General features: G+C 40.2%; 10 protein-coding genes. 4 read left to right on the top strand and 6 right to left on the bottom strand.

Annotated elements, in window-relative coordinates:
- Positions 1-26 precede the first annotated feature (26 nt).
- The 6 genes from KDU71_RS15545 to KDU71_RS15520 form a co-directional block, all read right to left on the bottom strand.
- The gene (locus KDU71_RS15545; protein WP_212192014.1) at positions 27-1,493 is read right to left on the bottom strand and encodes a glycoside hydrolase family 30 protein; all 1,467 of its coding nucleotides are present in this window, start codon (positions 1,491-1,493) and stop codon (positions 27-29) included.
- A 115-nt stretch (positions 1,494-1,608) separates the two neighbouring features.
- Positions 1,609-3,060: a glycoside hydrolase family 30 protein gene (locus KDU71_RS15540; protein WP_212192013.1), complete on the bottom strand. Its 1,452-nt coding sequence runs from the start codon at positions 3,058-3,060 to the stop codon at positions 1,609-1,611.
- A gap of 62 nt (positions 3,061-3,122) precedes the next feature.
- Entirely contained in the window at positions 3,123-4,832 is a 1,710-nt protein-coding gene (locus KDU71_RS15535; RefSeq protein ID WP_212192012.1) for a SusE domain-containing protein, read from the bottom strand.
- 11 nt (positions 4,833-4,843) lie between these two features.
- Positions 4,844-6,340: a RagB/SusD family nutrient uptake outer membrane protein gene (locus KDU71_RS15530; protein ID WP_212192011.1), complete on the bottom strand. Its 1,497-nt coding sequence runs from the start codon at positions 6,338-6,340 to the stop codon at positions 4,844-4,846.
- An 18-nt stretch (positions 6,341-6,358) separates the two neighbouring features.
- Positions 6,359-9,325 carry a SusC/RagA family TonB-linked outer membrane protein gene (locus KDU71_RS15525; RefSeq protein ID WP_212192010.1) on the bottom strand — a complete coding sequence of 989 codons (2,967 nt, stop codon included), beginning with the start codon at positions 9,323-9,325 and terminating at the stop codon, positions 6,359-6,361.
- Between the two features lie 256 nt (positions 9,326-9,581).
- Positions 9,582-11,231 (bottom strand): DUF6377 domain-containing protein, encoded by a 1,650-nt coding sequence (locus KDU71_RS15520; RefSeq protein ID WP_212192009.1) that lies wholly within the window; start codon positions 11,229-11,231, stop codon positions 9,582-9,584.
- Between the two features lie 179 nt (positions 11,232-11,410).
- On the opposite strand from KDU71_RS15520, the gene KDU71_RS15515 reads away from it, so the two are divergent.
- From KDU71_RS15515 to KDU71_RS15500, 4 genes are read left to right on the top strand one after another with little or no spacing between them, the layout of a single operon-like run.
- Positions 11,411-12,409, top strand: a complete 999-nt coding sequence (locus KDU71_RS15515) for a GRP family sugar transporter (protein ID WP_212192008.1) — start codon at positions 11,411-11,413, stop codon at positions 12,407-12,409.
- Positions 12,410-12,414: 5 nt separating this feature from the next.
- The gene (gene rbsK / locus KDU71_RS15510; protein ID WP_212192007.1) at positions 12,415-13,329 is read left to right on the top strand and encodes a ribokinase; all 915 of its coding nucleotides are present in this window, start codon (positions 12,415-12,417) and stop codon (positions 13,327-13,329) included.
- Positions 13,326-15,254, top strand: a complete 1,929-nt coding sequence (locus tag KDU71_RS15505) for an ADP-ribosylglycohydrolase family protein (protein ID WP_212192006.1) — start codon at positions 13,326-13,328, stop codon at positions 15,252-15,254. The genes rbsK and KDU71_RS15505 overlap by 4 nt, the downstream gene beginning before the upstream one ends.
- A gap of 45 nt (positions 15,255-15,299) precedes the next feature.
- On the top strand, positions 15,300-18,188 hold the full coding sequence (locus KDU71_RS15500; protein ID WP_212192005.1) for a helix-turn-helix and ligand-binding sensor domain-containing protein: 2,889 nt from the start codon (positions 15,300-15,302) through the stop codon (positions 18,186-18,188).
- Positions 18,189-18,641 lie beyond the last annotated feature (453 nt).

The following is an 18,641-nucleotide window of genomic DNA, read 5'->3' as shown; positions in this document are numbered from 1 at the left end:
TTGTGTATATTAATGAAAACCTAGTATTAGTAGACTAATGTTTGAATACCGTGAGCAGGTATCTCCATTACTGTTTCATGTTGGTCAACAATCAACTTATAGATGATGGCTTTTTCCGTATCATTCATCACTACAGTAACCATTGTACCGTCAGTATTGATGAATGAGGTGCTGTTAATGTGGCTGCGACTAGTTGTCGTGCTCACACGCTTTGCTCCGGGGCGTATAAACTTCGAGAAATGACCAATGTAATAGTACGATGGCGTAAAAATCAATTCATCTGTTCGCGTATCGGCGTGTATTGGTGCAAAGCAAAAGTTGCCAACGTGGTTTGGTCCACCTGTGTGATCCAGAAGGATATTCCAGTCGGTCCATCCGGCTGTTCCGCAGTTAAAATCGTTGATCATTGATTTACCATATCGTTCTGCATTGGACCAGCGTTGGTATTGTGTTTCATCAAATGCCTCAATGCACCCTTCCGTAAACAGTAACTGTTTATTCGGGTATGACTCTTTTACATTACTTAGGTTACGCCACATAGATTCGCCGCCAGCCCAGCGCTCATACCAGTGAAAACCAATTCCCCAGGCATATTTAGCCGCATCAGGATCACCAAAAATGGTGTTGGCACGGTGCGAAATCAAGTCACGGTTATGATCCCATACCACAATGTTTTTATCTGCTAAACCTTCTTTCTCCAAAGTAGGACCAAGGTAGTTTTTCAGGAAGTCCCTTTCTTCTTCAGCTGTGTAGACACATGATTCCCATGTTTGCACCGCCATCGGCTCATTTTGAATGGTTAAGCCCCAAACCGGCATACCTTCGGCTTCATAAGCTTTGATAAACCTGGCATAGTAGCTGGCCCATGACTGGTAGAACTCAGGTAATAGTTTACCACCTTGTAGCATGTGCTCGCGACCTTTCATAAAGGCAGGTGGGCTCCAGGGGCTGACATAAAATAGCAATGGCTCTGAGGCTTGTGCCATGGCACGCTTTATCATTGGAATGCGTTCCTTTTTATCACGTTCAATGGAGAAAGTCTTCAGTTCTTTGTCACCTTCTTCAATATAGGTGTAGCTTTCGCTGGAAAAATCACAGCTATGAATAGTGGTGCGCAGCAGCGTATAGTCATTACCGCCAGGGCCATAGTAGGCATCCACCAGTTTCTTTTGATTGGCGGCAGACAGCTTATGGAAGACCTCGGCCGAGGCATCGGTGATGGCTCCGCCGATACCAATAAAGGTTTGGAACTGTTTGTTGGGATTAACAAAAACAGCTACCTCTGATTCTAAAGGTTGATTGGCTTCACCAAACTCATTAATTCCTTTGGCAGCCATTCGTTCTCCACCGGTTTTTGATGTCTCGAATACTCGAACTGTCTTATTTTCGAGACTGTAAGGCAAATTGTTATTTACCACTTCCATGTCAGTTGACTGCTTGGGTGAGCAAGCTATTGCCAAAGCAGCCATTAATACTGGTATGTATAACTTCATAATGGTTGTTTTTTAGTAATTGTTATAAACTTAGCTTTTACAGGCTAATCAAGTCACGGTTTGTTATGTATGATGAGGTAAAAATGAGGTTTGGTGTGGTTAAAATGAGTTTTTGTTACTGTTTCCAAACGTAAGTAGCCACAGCTTTAGCAGCCAGCTTTGTACTGGTGAGTTGTTCACCCAGCTCAATGTTAAATTGCTGTTCGCTATCACTTTCGTTCAATACAATAACAACAATCTTATTGTCGGGTGTCAGGAAGGCCACATTGGGTAAGTTGTTTGGAATATTACTTTCAATACGGACCGAACCAGGACTTACGTATTTTGAGGCATGAGCAATAATATAATAAGCCGGATTGCGCACCACCTTATCTCCATCGATGGTCAAGGCTCCAAGACACTTGGTGCAGCCGCCATCAGTATGAGGCTCCAAAGCGGAGTTGGCTGCCAGGTTCCACTCCAATACATTGCGGCACCAATTGCGAGGTGCTCCGATTATTAGGTTACGCGTATGCCAAACCATATCATCACCAAAGCTACCCGGTGCGCCAATCCACTGTTCTGTGAAATATAGATTCTTATCCGGGTGCGCATTGTGTACCTGGCTCAGGTTATCAATGTCGCCACCGTATAAATGGAAGGCAGAACCATCGATGAATTGCTTAGCTTCGACATCGTTCAAGATGGAAATCGGATATTCAGGTTTATCAGCATTATGGTCGTATATAATTATTTTAGTACTGATATTAGCAGCTTCAAAATTAGGCCCTAAAGCCGTTTTGATAAACTCAGCCTGAGCTGTTGCCGACATATACAAGCTTGGGTTATTACCGGGGTGCAATGGTTCGTTTTGAACTGTAATGGCATCAATGATAATACCTTCTTTTTGCATTTCCTGAACATACTTAACAAAGTACTTTGCATAAGCCTGGTAATACTCTTTTAGTAGCTCACCGCCTTTGGTAGCACCGTTGTCTTTCATCCAGGTGGGAGGAGACCATGGAGAGCCTAAAATTTTGATGTCAGGATTAATCGCTAAAATTTCTTTCAGAACAGGAATCAGGTATTGCTTATCCGGAACTAGTGAAAATTGCGTCATCTCCTCATCAGTTTGACCTGCGGGCAAGTCGTTATATGAAAATGGAGCAGCATCTAAATCAGAAGCACCAATGCTGATGCGCAAATAGCTCACACCTATATTATCATCTTCATTATTAAATAATTCATACAGCAGCTGACTGCGCTTACTGTCGCTCATTTTTTTCAAATGCATGGCACTGCCGCCTGTTAAAGTGTATCCGAAACCATCCATCACCTGGTATTTTGATTCAGCTGTAATGCTTATGGTTGGATTATTATTGGGTTCAATAGCATAAAACTTGATATCCTGCTGACTAAACTTACTTACGCCATCGTAGGTTGATAAGCGCATGGATATATCTAATGCATCGGGCATAACCGGAGGAGGAGGTGTAATACGCTCTTCCTTTTGACATCGGGCACCCATTAGGCCCAGTATAATGATTAGTAGAATAGGAGTGATTAGTCGAATAATTCTTTGGTTCATCTTCCTGCTTATTATTAGTAAGAGTGGAGTCCAATAACATTAATTGGACTCCACTCTCTTATTTATTTAGATACAAATTCGAAGGTTCCTGTTGAATAATCAGCTGTAATGGTTAGTGTAAAATCATAAGAGCCAGAGGTAGATATGTTATCTATATTGGCTGCACCGCCATCATTGAGCATGTTTCCACTTAATGCATTTACATCTTCACTTGTTGCTGCTCCAAACAAGATTTCCCATGGCGAGAATACCTTCGAGTGATAACCGGCCTGTAAGTCAGCAGTTGCTGTAAATGTGAAAGGATGCGAATAGCTTAATAAGGTTTCTGTTCGGGTATCCCAACCACCACCAACTTCATCCCAGTGGAAGAGTTTCAGGTTGTAGTAGTGCCACTTTAGTTCGCCTGTTTTAACATCTATCACAAAACCATAAGCCTGATCCACAACAGGGGAGAAAGGAGTTGTACTTTCAGACATGCTTGCGGTCGCCTCCACTTTGTTATCATCACCTTGTCCCATAGCATCGCTGATACTGTAGCTGATTCCGCTTCCATCTGCCTTGGTGTTAACAAGTACATTGTCTGTTGTTTGCAGTGCAATGTAGCTGGTGGTTGCAAAAATGCCATCGCCAACCATGGTTAGCTCATAAGCATCAGTGCCGTTGGCAATAACATACATACGTTGCTCAGGAGCTTTCTCCAGATTCATTGTGTAATTATTGCCATCAAGTGTTAATGTAACAGTATATAAACCAGCTTCATTTTGCTGAAAATCTTCAAAAGCAATACCCTGTTCGTTACCAAAATCTTCGCGGACAACATCGTTCACGCTACCGCTTTTGTGTTTGATAATGCCTTCCCAGTTGTTATTGGCACGTATGATGTAGCCACCTGTTCCCGGGAAACTTATATCGCTTTGCCAAACACCCATACCTATATATTCCAGAGCCTCATCGGCTCCCCAACCTCCGGCAAGTGGCGAACCAATCAGTCCCAGGCGATCGACTTTATGGAATGAGATACTCATGGTCTCGAAATCAATATTGATGCGATACACACCATCTGCATCAACGGTGATAGGTTGACCATCACGAACTAATTTGCCTTCGTTGTCCACGCCATAGGCAATGGCATTTTCACTACGACCATTAAAAACCATAAAGCCTTCATTGGCTTTAAGCTCAGTGTATGACTCGTATAACTTCAGCTTTTCACCTGCACCATTGCTTAGTCGCATCATCTTGATAGCATTAGTTACATTATCACCCACTTCGGTTGCGCTACCTGATAAAAATAGTTTATCATCATCGTAACGGGTAACAGTAACATCGGCTTCATCACTTGTCATCTTTGATAAGCACACGGCTTGAACAGCCCATTGTAATTCCAGCTCCTGCCCGGGGAGGAAGCCTGCCATGTATAAAGCATCGTTCAGCTCCAGATTGGTAATTGAAGCGCTGTTGCTCTTACCGCCTTCCAGTGACTTGAATTGAATGATTGGTTGATTCACATCGCTTGCATTCAACGAATCGATTACAACAGTATAATACACCCCATATTTAGCTGATGAAACCGCTGCTTCCCAATTAAAAGTAATTTTACCATGTGGATTCGCTTCATCAAGCACTAATTTATTATCACCATTTAAAGGCATTAACGCTGGAGCACTCAAATCCCAGTTGCCTTCTGGCTGCAGATTGCTTTTCTCCTCGCAGCTCCACAGCGTGAGCATTAGCAAAGCTGCCCACAATATATGTTTCTTAAATGTTTTCATTGTCATCGTATTTAGTTTGATGGATTAGGCGTTAGATTTGGGTTTCGATCCAGTTCCTGCTGCGGGATAGGCAAAAGAGTTTTATCGCTTGTCATATTGTAATCAATAGCCTGAGCATTGCGTAAGTCAATTTCAACCAGATTGTTCATGGTTTCTACCACTACGCCATAGCGTACCAAATCGTCCCAGCGCTGCGCTTCCTGTGCCAGCTCCAGTCGACGTTCATTGAGAATGGTTTGTCGCATTACCTCTTTGGAGCTCTTTTGCTCGTCAGTCAAATCATCCAATGAAACACGATTGCGGATGCGATTTACCTCTGCAACAGCTAATGCTAATTCATTCGTTTCATTTAAAGCTTCAGCTTTTAGTAATACGATGTCGCCATAGCGCAACAGGTATTGTCGATTGCCACTTGACCATCCATCGGCATGTTTCCATTTGTAACCAAATGCCACACTGTTTGGCATAGCATTACCATCACTTGGTTCATCAATACCATAGTATTCATCAATCCAGGCAACATTTTCAAAGAGGATGGTTGCATTTTTACGTATCTCATCACCTTCAGCGTCAAAAGCCTCTACCAGGTCTTTTGAAGGAGTTACAAACTTGCGCCACGAATCACCACTTATTGAAGGTGGCAACAATAGCTGTGGCCCCCAATTGCCATCAGAACCAGCTATCCATTGCACTTCTAAAATTGATTCATCATTGTTATAATGTGCCCCGTCAAACAGATGGGTGTAATCAATCAGTTTATAATTAGCAGCACTCTTCTCAACTTCATCAATACACTCCAGTACTTTATTATATTCAGGTGATGGTTTTTGAGCATAGGCTTTAGCCATTAATGCCCAGGCAGCACCGGCAGTAGCGCGCGCTTTGTTCACAGCAGCATTATTACCATAGTTATCTGGTAAAATCTTGCTGGCTTCATCTAAATCCAAAATGATTTGCGCAAATACCTCCTCAGCGCTTGAGCGAGGAATGTTAACGCTACCCGCATCGGTTGATTTTGTTGCTTCCAAAATAAGTGGCACTCCTCCATATAAATTAACCAGGTTGTAGTAGTGATAAGCTCTTAAGAACAAGGCTTCGCCAATGATTTCCTTTTTGCGCTTCTCCGTTAATAATGGATCCGTAACATCATCAACTCGTTCCAGAACAATATTCGCTTTTAATATGGCATTATAGATATTGCCCCAGCTTTGATTGACTTTGTCATTGGTAGCAGAAATATCCAGATAATCTATTTCGTAAAAGGATGGATTATCTCCACCTGCATAATGGTTATCAGAGCGTACATCCTGAAATTGTACATTGTTCCATACATAGGCATCTGACTGGAAAGATTCATAGGCACCTGTTAAGGCGGCTTCAATTTGGCTCAGTTTTGTATATGCAGTCGCTGTGGTCTCTTCTGACAAGGGCTTAAGTTCCAGGAAATCATCGCACGACCAGGCAGATAATACGATTAGGCCCCCTATTATATATGTTTTAAAATTCATGATGTTTCGGTTTAAGAATTAAAAAGTAACGTTCAATCCGAAAATGATATTTCGTGTTTGCGGATAGGTGCCATAATCAATGCCCTGCATGGTGTTGGAACCGCCAAATGCATTGACTTCCGGATCAAAGCCCGAATAATCGGTAAAAGTTAGCAGGTTTTCTCCGGTTGCATACAAACGTACATTGGACAAGTTGACTTTAGACAAAATACTTTGGGGTATGTCGTAACTTAGGGTAACAGTTTTAAGACGCAGATACGAACCATCTTCGATAAAGCGTGTTGATATGAGCGAGTTGTCGGTATTGGCCCAGCTTGCTCTTGGGGTATCCGTTACATCACCAGGCTGCCTCCAACGGTTATTAACGGTTAACAGCTGATTCTTTGGATCAGTCATGCCTTCTGAGTCAATGCGAGTAGCATTCAGCATATCATTGCCATAAGCACCTTCTAAAAATACAGTTAAGCCAATGCCTTTATAGCTAACTGTGTTATTCAATCCATAGAAAAAATCAGGACTAGCATTACCAATAATTTGGCGGTCATCAGCCGTTGGGGTAAAAGTACTTTCTCCGTTGGCATCGATGTAATAGGCATTACCCGTAGCCGGATCAACACCACCCCAAACATATCCATATAAAGTCCCCAGCGACTGGCCTTCCTCTAAAAGAATGGCTTCGCCACGTCCGGCAATATTACCCATTGGCAAACTTTCAACAACCAGGTTGGTTACTTCATTTTGGTTAAATGAGATATTGAAAGTACTGCTCCACTTCACTTCTTTATCGATATTAACTGTATTAAGGCTAAATTCCAGACCTTTATTTTCGAGATTACCAATATTTTGTAACGCAGCCTGGTAGCCTGTACTTATTGGAAGTGGGGCATCCAGCAACAAATCACGTGTTTTGCGATGATAAGCATCTGCCGTTAACTGAATCCGTCCATTTAATACACTAATATCTAATCCAATATTGGTTTGTTCTGATTCTTCCCATTTCAGACTATTGTTATCCATTGCATTGGGATAAGTGCCAGGCATTAGAGTGCCGCCAATTGGGTAATTATTTGAACCAACGGTTCCATAATAGGCATAGTTTCGAATCTGATCATTACCTACAATACCCCATCCAGCGCGTACTTTCAAATCATTAAGGAAGTCAAAATCGTTCATAAAACCTTCGTGCGAGATACGCCAGCCGGCAGAAAATGATGGGAAATATCCCCAACGATTATCGGCTCCAAAGACACTTGATGCATCGGCCCGGAAGTTGGCGGTTAATAAGTACTTATCATCAAATACATAGTTTAAACGACTAATGTATGAGACATTCGATTTCTCGGCCTTTGTATTACCAGCCGATGCAATGATAGAGCCTCCATTAGTTGTTTTTACTCCATCACTGGCAAAATTCTCTGTAGTTATATAAGCATTCTCCCACAAATACTTTTGTACCACGTTACCTGCCAGAGCTTCAATGGAATGCTTGCCTGTTTTTTTATTGTATGAAAGGATATTTTCTGCCATCCAGTAGCTTGAGCGATCAGTGTTATTTGTACCAATGCCTTTTTTTGCCTGACCATAACTGGTTCTGTAAGGATCGAGAAAGTAATCATAGATACCATTGCTGTAATCAACACCAAAATTTGATTTAATGCTAAAATCCTTCAGAAATTTGATTTTCAGATACAAATTGCCAAGGAAACGCTCCTGGCGATATTCGCGATCGGAACCATCGGTGCTAGCAACCGGGTTTTCCCAGTTTTGAAATGGATTGCTAGTGAAGGTTCCATCTTCATTGTAAATCCCTATGACCGATGGTGTGTTGATAACACCTGTGATAACACCGCCTTGGTTAATCGCATTATTGTCATTGACATCAACATCGCGGTACCTGGTATAGGCAATGCGTGTACCAATGCTTAACCAGTCATTAACTTCCTGATCCAGATTAATTTTAAAGTTGGCACGATCCATTTCTGAACTGCGCACTGCACCTACCTGTTGCACCCAACCGCCAGAAACATAGTAGGTAGTTTGCTCGCTCTTACCTGATAATGACAACTGGTAGTTTTGAGAGATGCCCCTCTGAAAGATCTCTTTTTGCCAGTCAGTATTTTTGTTGTAGCGGTTCCAATCAGTTGATTGCCCCATCTCTGTCATCAAGTCTCTGTATTGTTCGCCATTCAGTACACTCAGGGTATTCCAAACTTCAGAAAAACCTGTATAAGCATCCAGGGTTACTTTAGGCTTACCCGACGTTCCCTGTTTAGTGGTGATAAGCACTACCCCATTTGCTCCTTGCGCCCCATAAATAGCAGCGGATGAAGCATCCTTCAATACAGTCATTGTTTCAACATCTGCAGGATTGATTGAACGGGTGTCACTTGTAGGTATGCCATCAACCACATATAGAGGTTCGCTGCCTGCAGTAATTGAATTGGTGCCACGCACACGTATACTTAAACCTTGCGAAGGCTTACCAGAACTGGATGCTACCCGCACACCCGCAGCACGTCCCTGGATTAATGACCCCAACTGAGTATTAGGTCGAGACTCCAGTTCATCCGCTCCGACCAAAGCAACAGAACCAGTAATATCCTTCTTCTCCTGTGTACCATACCCTACAACGACTACTTCTGTCAGACCATGCACATCATCTTGCATGGTTACATCAATAGTTGCTTGATTACCAACTAAAACCTCTTGTGTCTTCATTCCAACAAAACTATAGACTAAGATACTTTCAGGAGAAAGCTCTCCGGTTAAACTATAGTTTCCATCTATGTCACTGATTGTCCCAATAGTGGTTGTTTTAATCACAATGGATGCACCCGGAATTGGTTGGCCTGATGAATCTGTTACCTTCCCGGTAATGGTGAGGTTTTGAGCATGAATTGTTAGTATAGAAAATATGCATAACAGTATAAGCATCGGTATTCTATACAAAGCTCTTTGGATAGATTTGTAAAGATGTTTCTTCATTAAACTTGAATTTGTGTTATTACTCGATTTACAAATCCGATTTATTTGATATTCAAACGCCGGATTTTAACTGAGAGTAAAAAGACAAGTTTGAGAAATGAATAACGAAAGTGGGTAGTAAAAAAGTAGATGTATTAAAATATCAATAGCCTGATTATGTGTGCTATGATAATTTACGTCATCCTTAAAAAAGTGGATGTTCTTTGGTGATAAATGAAGCTATTTTTCCACTTTTGAGTTATAAGAATAGTAAGAATTATGATTTGACAGCATCAATTCTCATAATGTTCTGTTCAAATTCATCCCGATTGCCTTTGGCCTTATTTTTAATTTTTACCCTGTAATTGTAAATCGTGTTGACCGAGTAACGTAATAATTTAGCAATGCGAGAACTGTCATTAATACCTAATCGAATAAGTGCAAATACGCGAAGTTCAGTATTGAGTGTTTCGTTCTTTTTAAGCATGATCTCTTCACCTTCTTGTAATAAGTTATTTACTTCCTCTACAAAGTGCGGATAGATATGTAGGAAGATATCATCAAAATTCTGATAGAACTCTTTCAATTCCTGGTCCATCAACTTTCGCGATTTACTTTGTTTGAATAAGTCCTCAACCTTGCCAGCATTAATTTGCTTACCAATGCCTTTATTCAACCTATCTAGTTTATCGATGTAGTTAGAACAGATACTAAGGAAATTGGCAATATAATGTTCCTTCACAAGGTTTGATTCGGACAACTCCTCATTTAGAACATTAAGCGTTTGGTTTTTCTCTTTGAGGCTGTTATTCAATCTCTTCAGCTGCTCATTAGCATTAACCAATTCGGACTGTGCCCGGTTAAGTGTTTTCAGTTGTCTGTAAATGAAATATATTGCAATAAGTAAAAAACCTGACAGGCAACTAATAATAAATAGAAAAGAGCGTAACTTCTTCTTCTGTTTTTCAACCCTTATTTGGTAAGCCTCATTGATAACCGGCAGAATATTTGAGATAAGAGTAAAGCGTAGCCTCGAGTTATAAAAAGACGCATCTTCGTATGCAAATTTAATAAAGCGATAGGCTCTATTGATATCTCCTTCTTTATGCAGTATTAAGGCCAAGGTTGTTAAAGATGCATTATCTTTTACTGCTGATTGAATGTCGGAAATGGCTGATAAAATCAGATATTTTTTTCGCTCACTAACATTTCCTTTTAATTCATATATTAACGAACGCTCGAAAGTAACTAGAGAGTATTGTCTGCTTCCTGGAGTTGTCAATGCTAATCGTTGATCGTTAATTCGTTTACTTTCGTTGAATAATCGTTTATCTCTGAATCTTTTCTCTTCAATTGCAAGATACTCTTCTGTGCCCTCTTTTAATAGGACAGATAAGCTATCAGTATATGATTGTGCTATGCCTGAATATTTTCTGTATGTTTCGTGAATTGGACTGTAAATGGCCAGATCGGTATATATTTTAATTAAATTACTATAATAGTTCTTTAAATCTGATTGTGATAATGAGTTGTATTCTAACTCATTTAAATATTCTATTGCTTCAAAATAGCGTCCTGAACTAGCTAATATCTTGGCCATTTTTAAGGAGATAGAGTTTGTTAGGGCTAAGCTTTTTAGCTCATGAGTAAGCTGCTTGTTGAGATTTAAATAATGTTGAGTGGAATCGAAGTTGAAAGGCTCATATTCTTCAATAAGTAATTGCTGAAGATAGAACTTGCGTTCTGCTGTCATATTCCCTTTACTCAGATTTCTTTTAAGATCTTCTATTCTTGTTAAGCGCACTTTATCGTAACTGCTTCTTTGGGTAATCGTAGTTTCAAGTATAGATAATAAGGAATCTATTTGCTGGCAGTACCCTTGTAAAGGCAGAATTAAGAAAACAAGAAGAAATATAAAATGGCGCATGATTGAGATTTATTTGATTCAAATATAAAATAAATCGTCTGAATAGTCATTGAACCTAAAGGTGATAAAAAAACTCTAAAAGTGAGGTAAAAATGAGGTGCAATAGAGCCACATGTACTGGTTCAAACCATCTATTTATAGTATTCTTGCAATAGTTCGCTAACAGAAATTCAGTAATTATGTATGTGGTAGAAAATTACCTGACAGCAGTGCTTTTTTGCATTCTAACAATGGTGTGCTGGGGCTCATGGGCCAACACGCAAAAGCTTGCATCCAAATCCTGGAGTTTTACACTTTTTTATTGGGACTATTCTTTGGGGATAATAATCCTGAGTTTACTCTTTGGTCTGTCCTTTGGTTCATCAGGCGCAACAGGGCAAAGCTTTATAGAAAACTTATCACAGAGTACTCCCAGGATACTCGCGCTGGCTTTATTGGGAGGTGTCCTTTTTAATCTCGCTAATTTACTACTGGTCGTAGCCATAGATTTGGCTGGGATGGCTGTAGCGTTCCCCATAGGCATTGGTCTTGCCCTGGTTTTAGGGGTGTTTGTCAATTTTATTCCCCATCCCGAGGCTTATAACTCCTTTGTGTTATTTGCTGGTGTAGGCCTGGTTGTGATGGCTATAATCATTAATGCTTTGGCATATAAAAAGATGCGTCAGGATGTAAGGTCCAATAAAGGGATATTTATTTCATTGGTCGCAGGCCTTTTAATGTCGTTTTTCTATCGGTTTGTGGCCGAATCAATGTCGCCTTCTTTTAAAAATATTGAATCAGGTACATTAACGCCCTATACGGCAGTTTTTGTTTTTTCAATAGGGGTGTTTATATCTAGCTTTTTATTTAATACTATTTTAATGAAACGACCAGTGAGTGGACCTGTTATTACTTTTTCCAATTACTTCAAAAATGGCTCAATCAAACTGCATGCTATTGGCATACTTGGTGGGGTTATTTGGTGTATGGGGATGTTGCTAAGTATCATGTCGGGCGAGAAAGCGGGCTATGCCATTTCCTATGGTTTAGGTCAAGGAGCCACTTTGGTGGCGGCTATCTGGGGAGTATTTGTTTGGAAGGAATTTAAGAATAGCCCCAAAGGCACCAATGGATTATTGACGGTAATGTTTTTATCCTTTTTACTTGGTCTTTCGCTAATTATCATTGCAAAACAGTAGTTGCCATGGAAAAAGTTGTAGTTATAGGAAGTAGCAATACAGATATGGTAGTGACAACTGCCACAATGCCTAAGCCGGGCGAAACAGTCTTTGGAACAGTCTTTATTGTTCATCAGGGTGGAAAAGGTGCTAACCAGGCTGTAGCCGCTGCCAGAGCAGGAGCTCAGGTTACATTTATTGCCAAGGTGGGCAACGATGAATTTGGACAAAATGCCATCAGTGCCTATCAGGAGGATGGCATAGATACGAGTCATGTCTTGGTTGATGACCAATTATCAACTGGTGTGGCAATGATCACCGTGGATCAGACTACTGGCGAAAATTCAATTATAGTAGTGAGTGGCGCAAACGCGGCTCTGCTGCCTGATGAGGTAAAAGGCCTGGAAGATGTCATTCGATCAGCAGATGTATTGTTAGTCCAATTGGAAATTCAATTAGAAACAGTAAAAACGGCTCTGGCTCTGGCTAAAAAATACGGTGTAAAAACCATTCTTAATCCAGCACCGGCTGGCATATTAAGTCATGATTTACTTAAGCTGGTTGATATTCTAATACCCAATGAAACTGAAGCAGAGCAGTTGTCTGGTCGTCAGCTTCTCGATATGGAGAGTAAAAAACGTGTTGTTTCAGAGTTACTGGTTCATGTGGATGAGGCAGTTATATTGACAATGGGAGCACAAGGGGTACTGCAAAAAATGAAAAATGAGAATGAACAAATTATAACAGCTCAAAAGGTTAAGGCCATAGATACAACAGCTGCCGGAGATGTTTTCTGTGGCTACCTGGCGAGTTGTTTATCCGATAATGTTGCAATCACTGAAGCGATTGAAGTGGCGAAGAATGCTGCGGCCATCGCAGTTACCCGGAGAGGCGCACAACCTTCGATTCCATTTATTAATGAATTATCAAAATCAAAATGAAGAAGCTAATACCAATACTCTGTTTTATAGTCGTTTGCTTTTCGTGTCACGATAGAAGTGAAGGGACATATTACCAATACCTTTTAGTAGAGGATTATAACGATGCCGTTTATGCATCCTGGATTGGGCAGATAATCGGCAATACTTACGGACTGGGTTATGAGTTTAAGTACATTGATGAGGCAGGGCCCGATAGTTTTCCTTATGGATATGATTTTACTTTAGAAGATTTGCGCAGGCACGATGGCGCTTTCTCCGATGATGATACGGATATTGAATACATGTACCTGACACAGATGGAGAAACATGGTATTGAACCTTCCTATTATCAGTTGACTGAAGCCTGGAAAGGACATGTTAAGGAACGTATATGGTTTGCCAATCGCATGGCTGTTACTTTGATGCATGCGGGCCATTATCCGCCAGTGACGGGAGATAAGAGTTTTAATAGTGAATGGTTTCAGATTGATCCACAGCTGGTGAATGAAATTTGGGCTATTACGGCACCCGGAATGATTGATTATGCAGTTGCTAAATCGGAATATGCCGCCCGCATAACCAGCGATGATTTTGGTTTGGAGCCAACCCTTCATTATGCGGCCATGTTCAGTGCAGCCTTCTTTGAAAAAAACATTAATGAACTCATTAAAATTGGAAACAAGGCCTTGACACCTGACAGCCGTTTTGCCCATGCTGTTGAGTATGTCAGGCAGCAGCATGCGTTGTATCCCGACAATTGGCAGCTGGCCAGACAAAATGTGTGTGATAAGTATTACGTGGTTGAAGATTATAATCGTCACTCTTGGGCGGCAGTAGATGCTACGCTCAATGGTGCCCTGGGAATTATGGCTTTATTATATGGCCAGGGCGATTTTCAGCAAACATTGGATTATGCTTGTGCTTTTGGAATGGATGCAGACAACCAGGCTGCTACTATGTGTGGGTTGTTGGGGGTGGTAAATGGATTTGAAAGTATTCCCAAGGAGCTAATGTACCCATTGAATGAAGTTAATTGGGAACAACCATTCAATGATTCTTATAAAATGATAACCCGTGAGGGCCTGACAGATGCGAAAATATCAGAGCTGGCTGCGCGCACAGTCCGACAAGGAGAAAGGATTATATTGGCGCAGGGAGGTGAGAAAGTTGAAATCGGGGGTAAATTATACTATAAAATTCCATTGGAAGCCAATTTTGTAGCGCCATTTGAGCTTAATCCAATTCCTCAGATGAGTGCAAGGATTGGACAACCATTTGCGTACCCTATTCATACAGGCCGGGGAGAAGAGGTAGCTTTATCGGTAGAAGGCGAACTGCCATTGGGCATCAGTCTAACGAAAGGACAATTGTCAGGTACACCTGAAATAGAGGGACTTTATCACTTTAAGATTGTAGCTAGGCATCCCGAAGAAGAAAAAAGTATTGATGTAACTATTCGCGTGTTCAGTAATAATAAAGCACATACTGCTAATGAAATCATCTCAAATTCTATCTTCAATGTTGATGATATGGAACAAATGCGTGATGGTAATCCTAAAACTTCACTAATGGGTAGGAGACAGTCAGAGCAGAAATCCCCTGATTACTATGGGTATAAATGGGATGAACTACAGACCGTTTCATCGTTGATATATAATAATGGTAAGCCCAGCGAGTTTTATGGATGGTTTACTTCATTTGATGTGCAGTTCTGGGCGGTTGATCATTGGGAAAATGTTAATGGTTTATCCATTGCCCCAAAGATGAATTTAGATAATACTCAATGGCTAAAGCCCGTTTATCAATCTTATACAATTGATTTTAATCCGATTGAAACGACTGCTATTAGAGTTATAGGTATACCTGGAGGAATTGAGAAAGATGCTAATAATGCACATTTAGGCCTTGAGTTTGCAACGAGTATAGGGGAGTTGGAAGTTTATTAATAGTCGAAAATTTATATCTTAGGCTTAGCCAAAGAAACCAAGTACATGAATCGAGCTTTATTTCTTGTTTTAACATTATTAGTGAGTGTCACTATTCAGGGGCAAACGTTTGGTATACCTGAAGTTGAGTATTTTAACAGGCGGCAGTATGATGGTGCCACTCAAAACTGGCAGGTGTCGCAAAGTGATAATGACCTGATATATGTCGCCAATAATAAAGGATTGTTAGAGTTTGATGGAAATCGCTGGCAACGTTATGGAAAGTTTATAACAGGTGCTGTTCGGAGTGTTAAGTGTATTGGCAAAAGGGTTTATGCAGGTGCTCATAACGATTTTGGTTACTTCGAATATGATTCTTTGCAACAGTTTCGCTTTGTTTCGCTGGCTACCAATGATAGCCTTCGTAGTCTTGGTGATGTGTGGAATATATATCTATGGAATGAGCGAATAGTGTTACACACCGAAAAGGCTTTAGTAATTATAAAGGATGATTACGTTGTTAGTGTCGTTCCTAACTTGTCGCGCTTTGTGTCCTGTTTTCTTGCAAATGAGATGTTACTTGTATATGATGAGCAAAATGGCTTGATGGAATTGCGTGGTAACGAAGTTTTTCCTTTGGTAAATGGGGATTTCTTTGCAGATAAGTACATTACTTCTATCATCCCCTTATCAAAGAGTAAACTACTAATTACGACTATGAATAATGGGGCCTTTACCTGGGATATGACTGCCATAGAGAAATGGAAAGGTTCGGTGAATTCATTATTGGCAGAGGCGAATGTGTTTTGTGCAGTACGTTACAATGATGAAACCATGCTGTTTGGAACTATCCAAAAAGGCCTGCTGGTAACCAATATGTCAGGTGAATTATTATTACATATTGGAAAAGATAAAGGGTTGAAGAATAATACGGTTCTCGGGCTTTTTGTTGACAATCAGGGAGCTGTATGGTGTGGTTTAGATAATGGCATTGCCCGAATCAGCCTTAATAGCAGTATTTCCTTTTTAGCAGGCTATTATAATATTGGAACGGGGTATGTTCAGCAAAAATATGAGGGTGATTGGTATTTTGGAACTAATCAGGGCCTCTATAAAATTGATCAAAAACGTTTTGAAGATCCGCTGAAAGAACGAACTCATTTTATTAAAATTAGTGGTACAGAAGGACAGGTTTGGAGTTTATACCACGATGATGAAAATATACTGTGTGGTCATAACTTAGGTGTTTACGAAGTTATAGGTGAAAAAAGTCGTTCAATAACGCCGCCATCAGTCAACGGAGTGTGGAAGTTTTTGCCTATACCGGGTCATTCTGATAAACTTATTTGTGGCACATATGAAGGACTGATTATACTTAGTAAGGAAAATGGGCGATGGAAATTCAAAACAAAGCTGGAGGGATTTGATAAACCTTCACGTTTTATGGACTGGGATGAACAGGGGCGTTTATGGGTAGCCGATGGTTATGACACTGCATATCGGCTAAGTTTTTCCAGTGATTACCAAAGTTTACTGAAAACAGCAGTCTATGGACCCACGCATTTTAAGCAAAGCGTTTCTGTTAAGGTGACAAAAATTGCTCAAAAGATTGTGATTGTAGGTGATAAAGGACTGTTTTGTTTAAATGAAATAGGCGTTATAGAGCCTTATAAAAAGCTGGATGCTTTCTTTAAAGCATCGTTGTATCCTTCGCAAATTATTGAGGATGGGCTAAAGAACTTATGGTTGTTTTACCCAGAACATGTCGAGTTGCTTCAATATACAGATGCTGATAATTACAAAAACATCATACTTCCTTTTATTCCATTAAAAAATAAACTGGTGAGTAGCTTTGAATCAGTTTGTGTTCCGGATTCATCTCATGTGTTTTTTGGTATAGAGGATGGATTTGCACATTATTATTTACATAGTTACATAAATTTCAGGAAGCCATTCAAGGTACACATTCGAAGTTTTAAAGGTAGGGGTGATAGTTTGGCCTATACTTATTTCCAGAATGGTAGTTCAGAGGCTGATGCTTCTAATGATTTGGTATATAAGTATAAGAATAACCTGTTTGAAGTTGAATATGCAGCAGCCTTCTTTGGAGATGACAACATTGAATATGCTACTTTCTTGTCATCTTTGGATGAGACGTATACAGAATGGACACCAGAGAATAAGCGTCAGTTCAGTAAACTGCGTGAAGGTGAGTATTTGTTTGCAGTTAAAGCGCGCAATAGTTATGGAATAGAGTCGATACCACATACAATTTCATTTAGAGTGCTGCCCCCCTGGTACCGAACCTTCTATGCAAAGCTAGCTTACGTCCTCTTATGTTTGATCGTCTTACTTGGTACCGTGGGCATCATAAACAAGCGTATAGAAATAAACCGACAGAAAGAAAAGCTGAAGGCTAAAGATTTCTACAAGAAAAAAGAAGAGCAGCTGACCAATGAGGCGCTCAAAGCAGAGCAGGAAGTTATTAAGATGCGGAATGAGAAGTTGCGCAGTGAAATGCAGTTTAAAGAACAGGAGCTGGCAAGCCTAACGGTACATATTGTGCAAAAAAATGACTTACTATCTGAATTGCAAGGTCAATTAAAACGTATTAAACGCATCAAAGGTCAGGATGAATCAGAAAGGAAAATAGAAAGTTTGATACAAAAGATTGGTAAGGATATTGATAATGAAAGTAACTGGCAGTTATTTGAAAGACAATTCGAACAAGTACATCAAACCTTTATCAATAAACTAGTTGAGCGTCATATGGAACTGACCGATAAAGAGAAAAAGTTATGTGCTTATATCAAAATGGGGATGGCTTCTAAAGAAATTGCTTCACTAATGAATATTAGTACACGCTCAGTTGAAAACAACCGCTATAAACTGCGTCAGAAGTTAGGGCTTAAAACCGGCGATGACCTTTCAGAATATATTGCATCTATTGGCTAAAGCTTTATTACAGCAGAGCTTCAATATATCCAGTTTTTAGTGCCTTTGTAGCTTTCTAAAAATCTCTTTAATGCAGCAAGGATTTGTGATGTTTCCGTTCTGACGCTGCTTACCTATTTTCTACTAGTTCTCATCCAAATTGCATTGGTTCTTGAAATCTCTTAAGATTATTATGTCTCTTATTACGGATATTCATCAATCCTATAGGTACGCTTCCGTTCTTTCAGCTTGTACCGTGGTGGTTTAAAGTAGTAAGTGTTAAAAAATGTATACTAATAAGGCTGTAAGTGTAAAAGATACACCAATGAGGCGATTGTATGCTATTTTAAGAATTTAAAAATGCCTAAGTGTCAGTATATGAGTTGTTAGGTAGTTGTTAAATGAGGATAAAATGAGGTCGTTGGAGAGGTGGAGTGAGGGCTTTATGAGGTATGTGTATTAGCACTTGTTAAC

It is taken from the genome of Carboxylicivirga sediminis (assembly GCF_018156225.1).
Taxonomy (GTDB): Bacteria; Bacteroidota; Bacteroidia; order Bacteroidales; family Marinilabiliaceae; genus Carboxylicivirga; species Carboxylicivirga sediminis.
The sequence above is the reverse complement of the archived record's forward strand: the minus strand, read 5'-3'. Positions and strand labels throughout refer to the sequence as shown.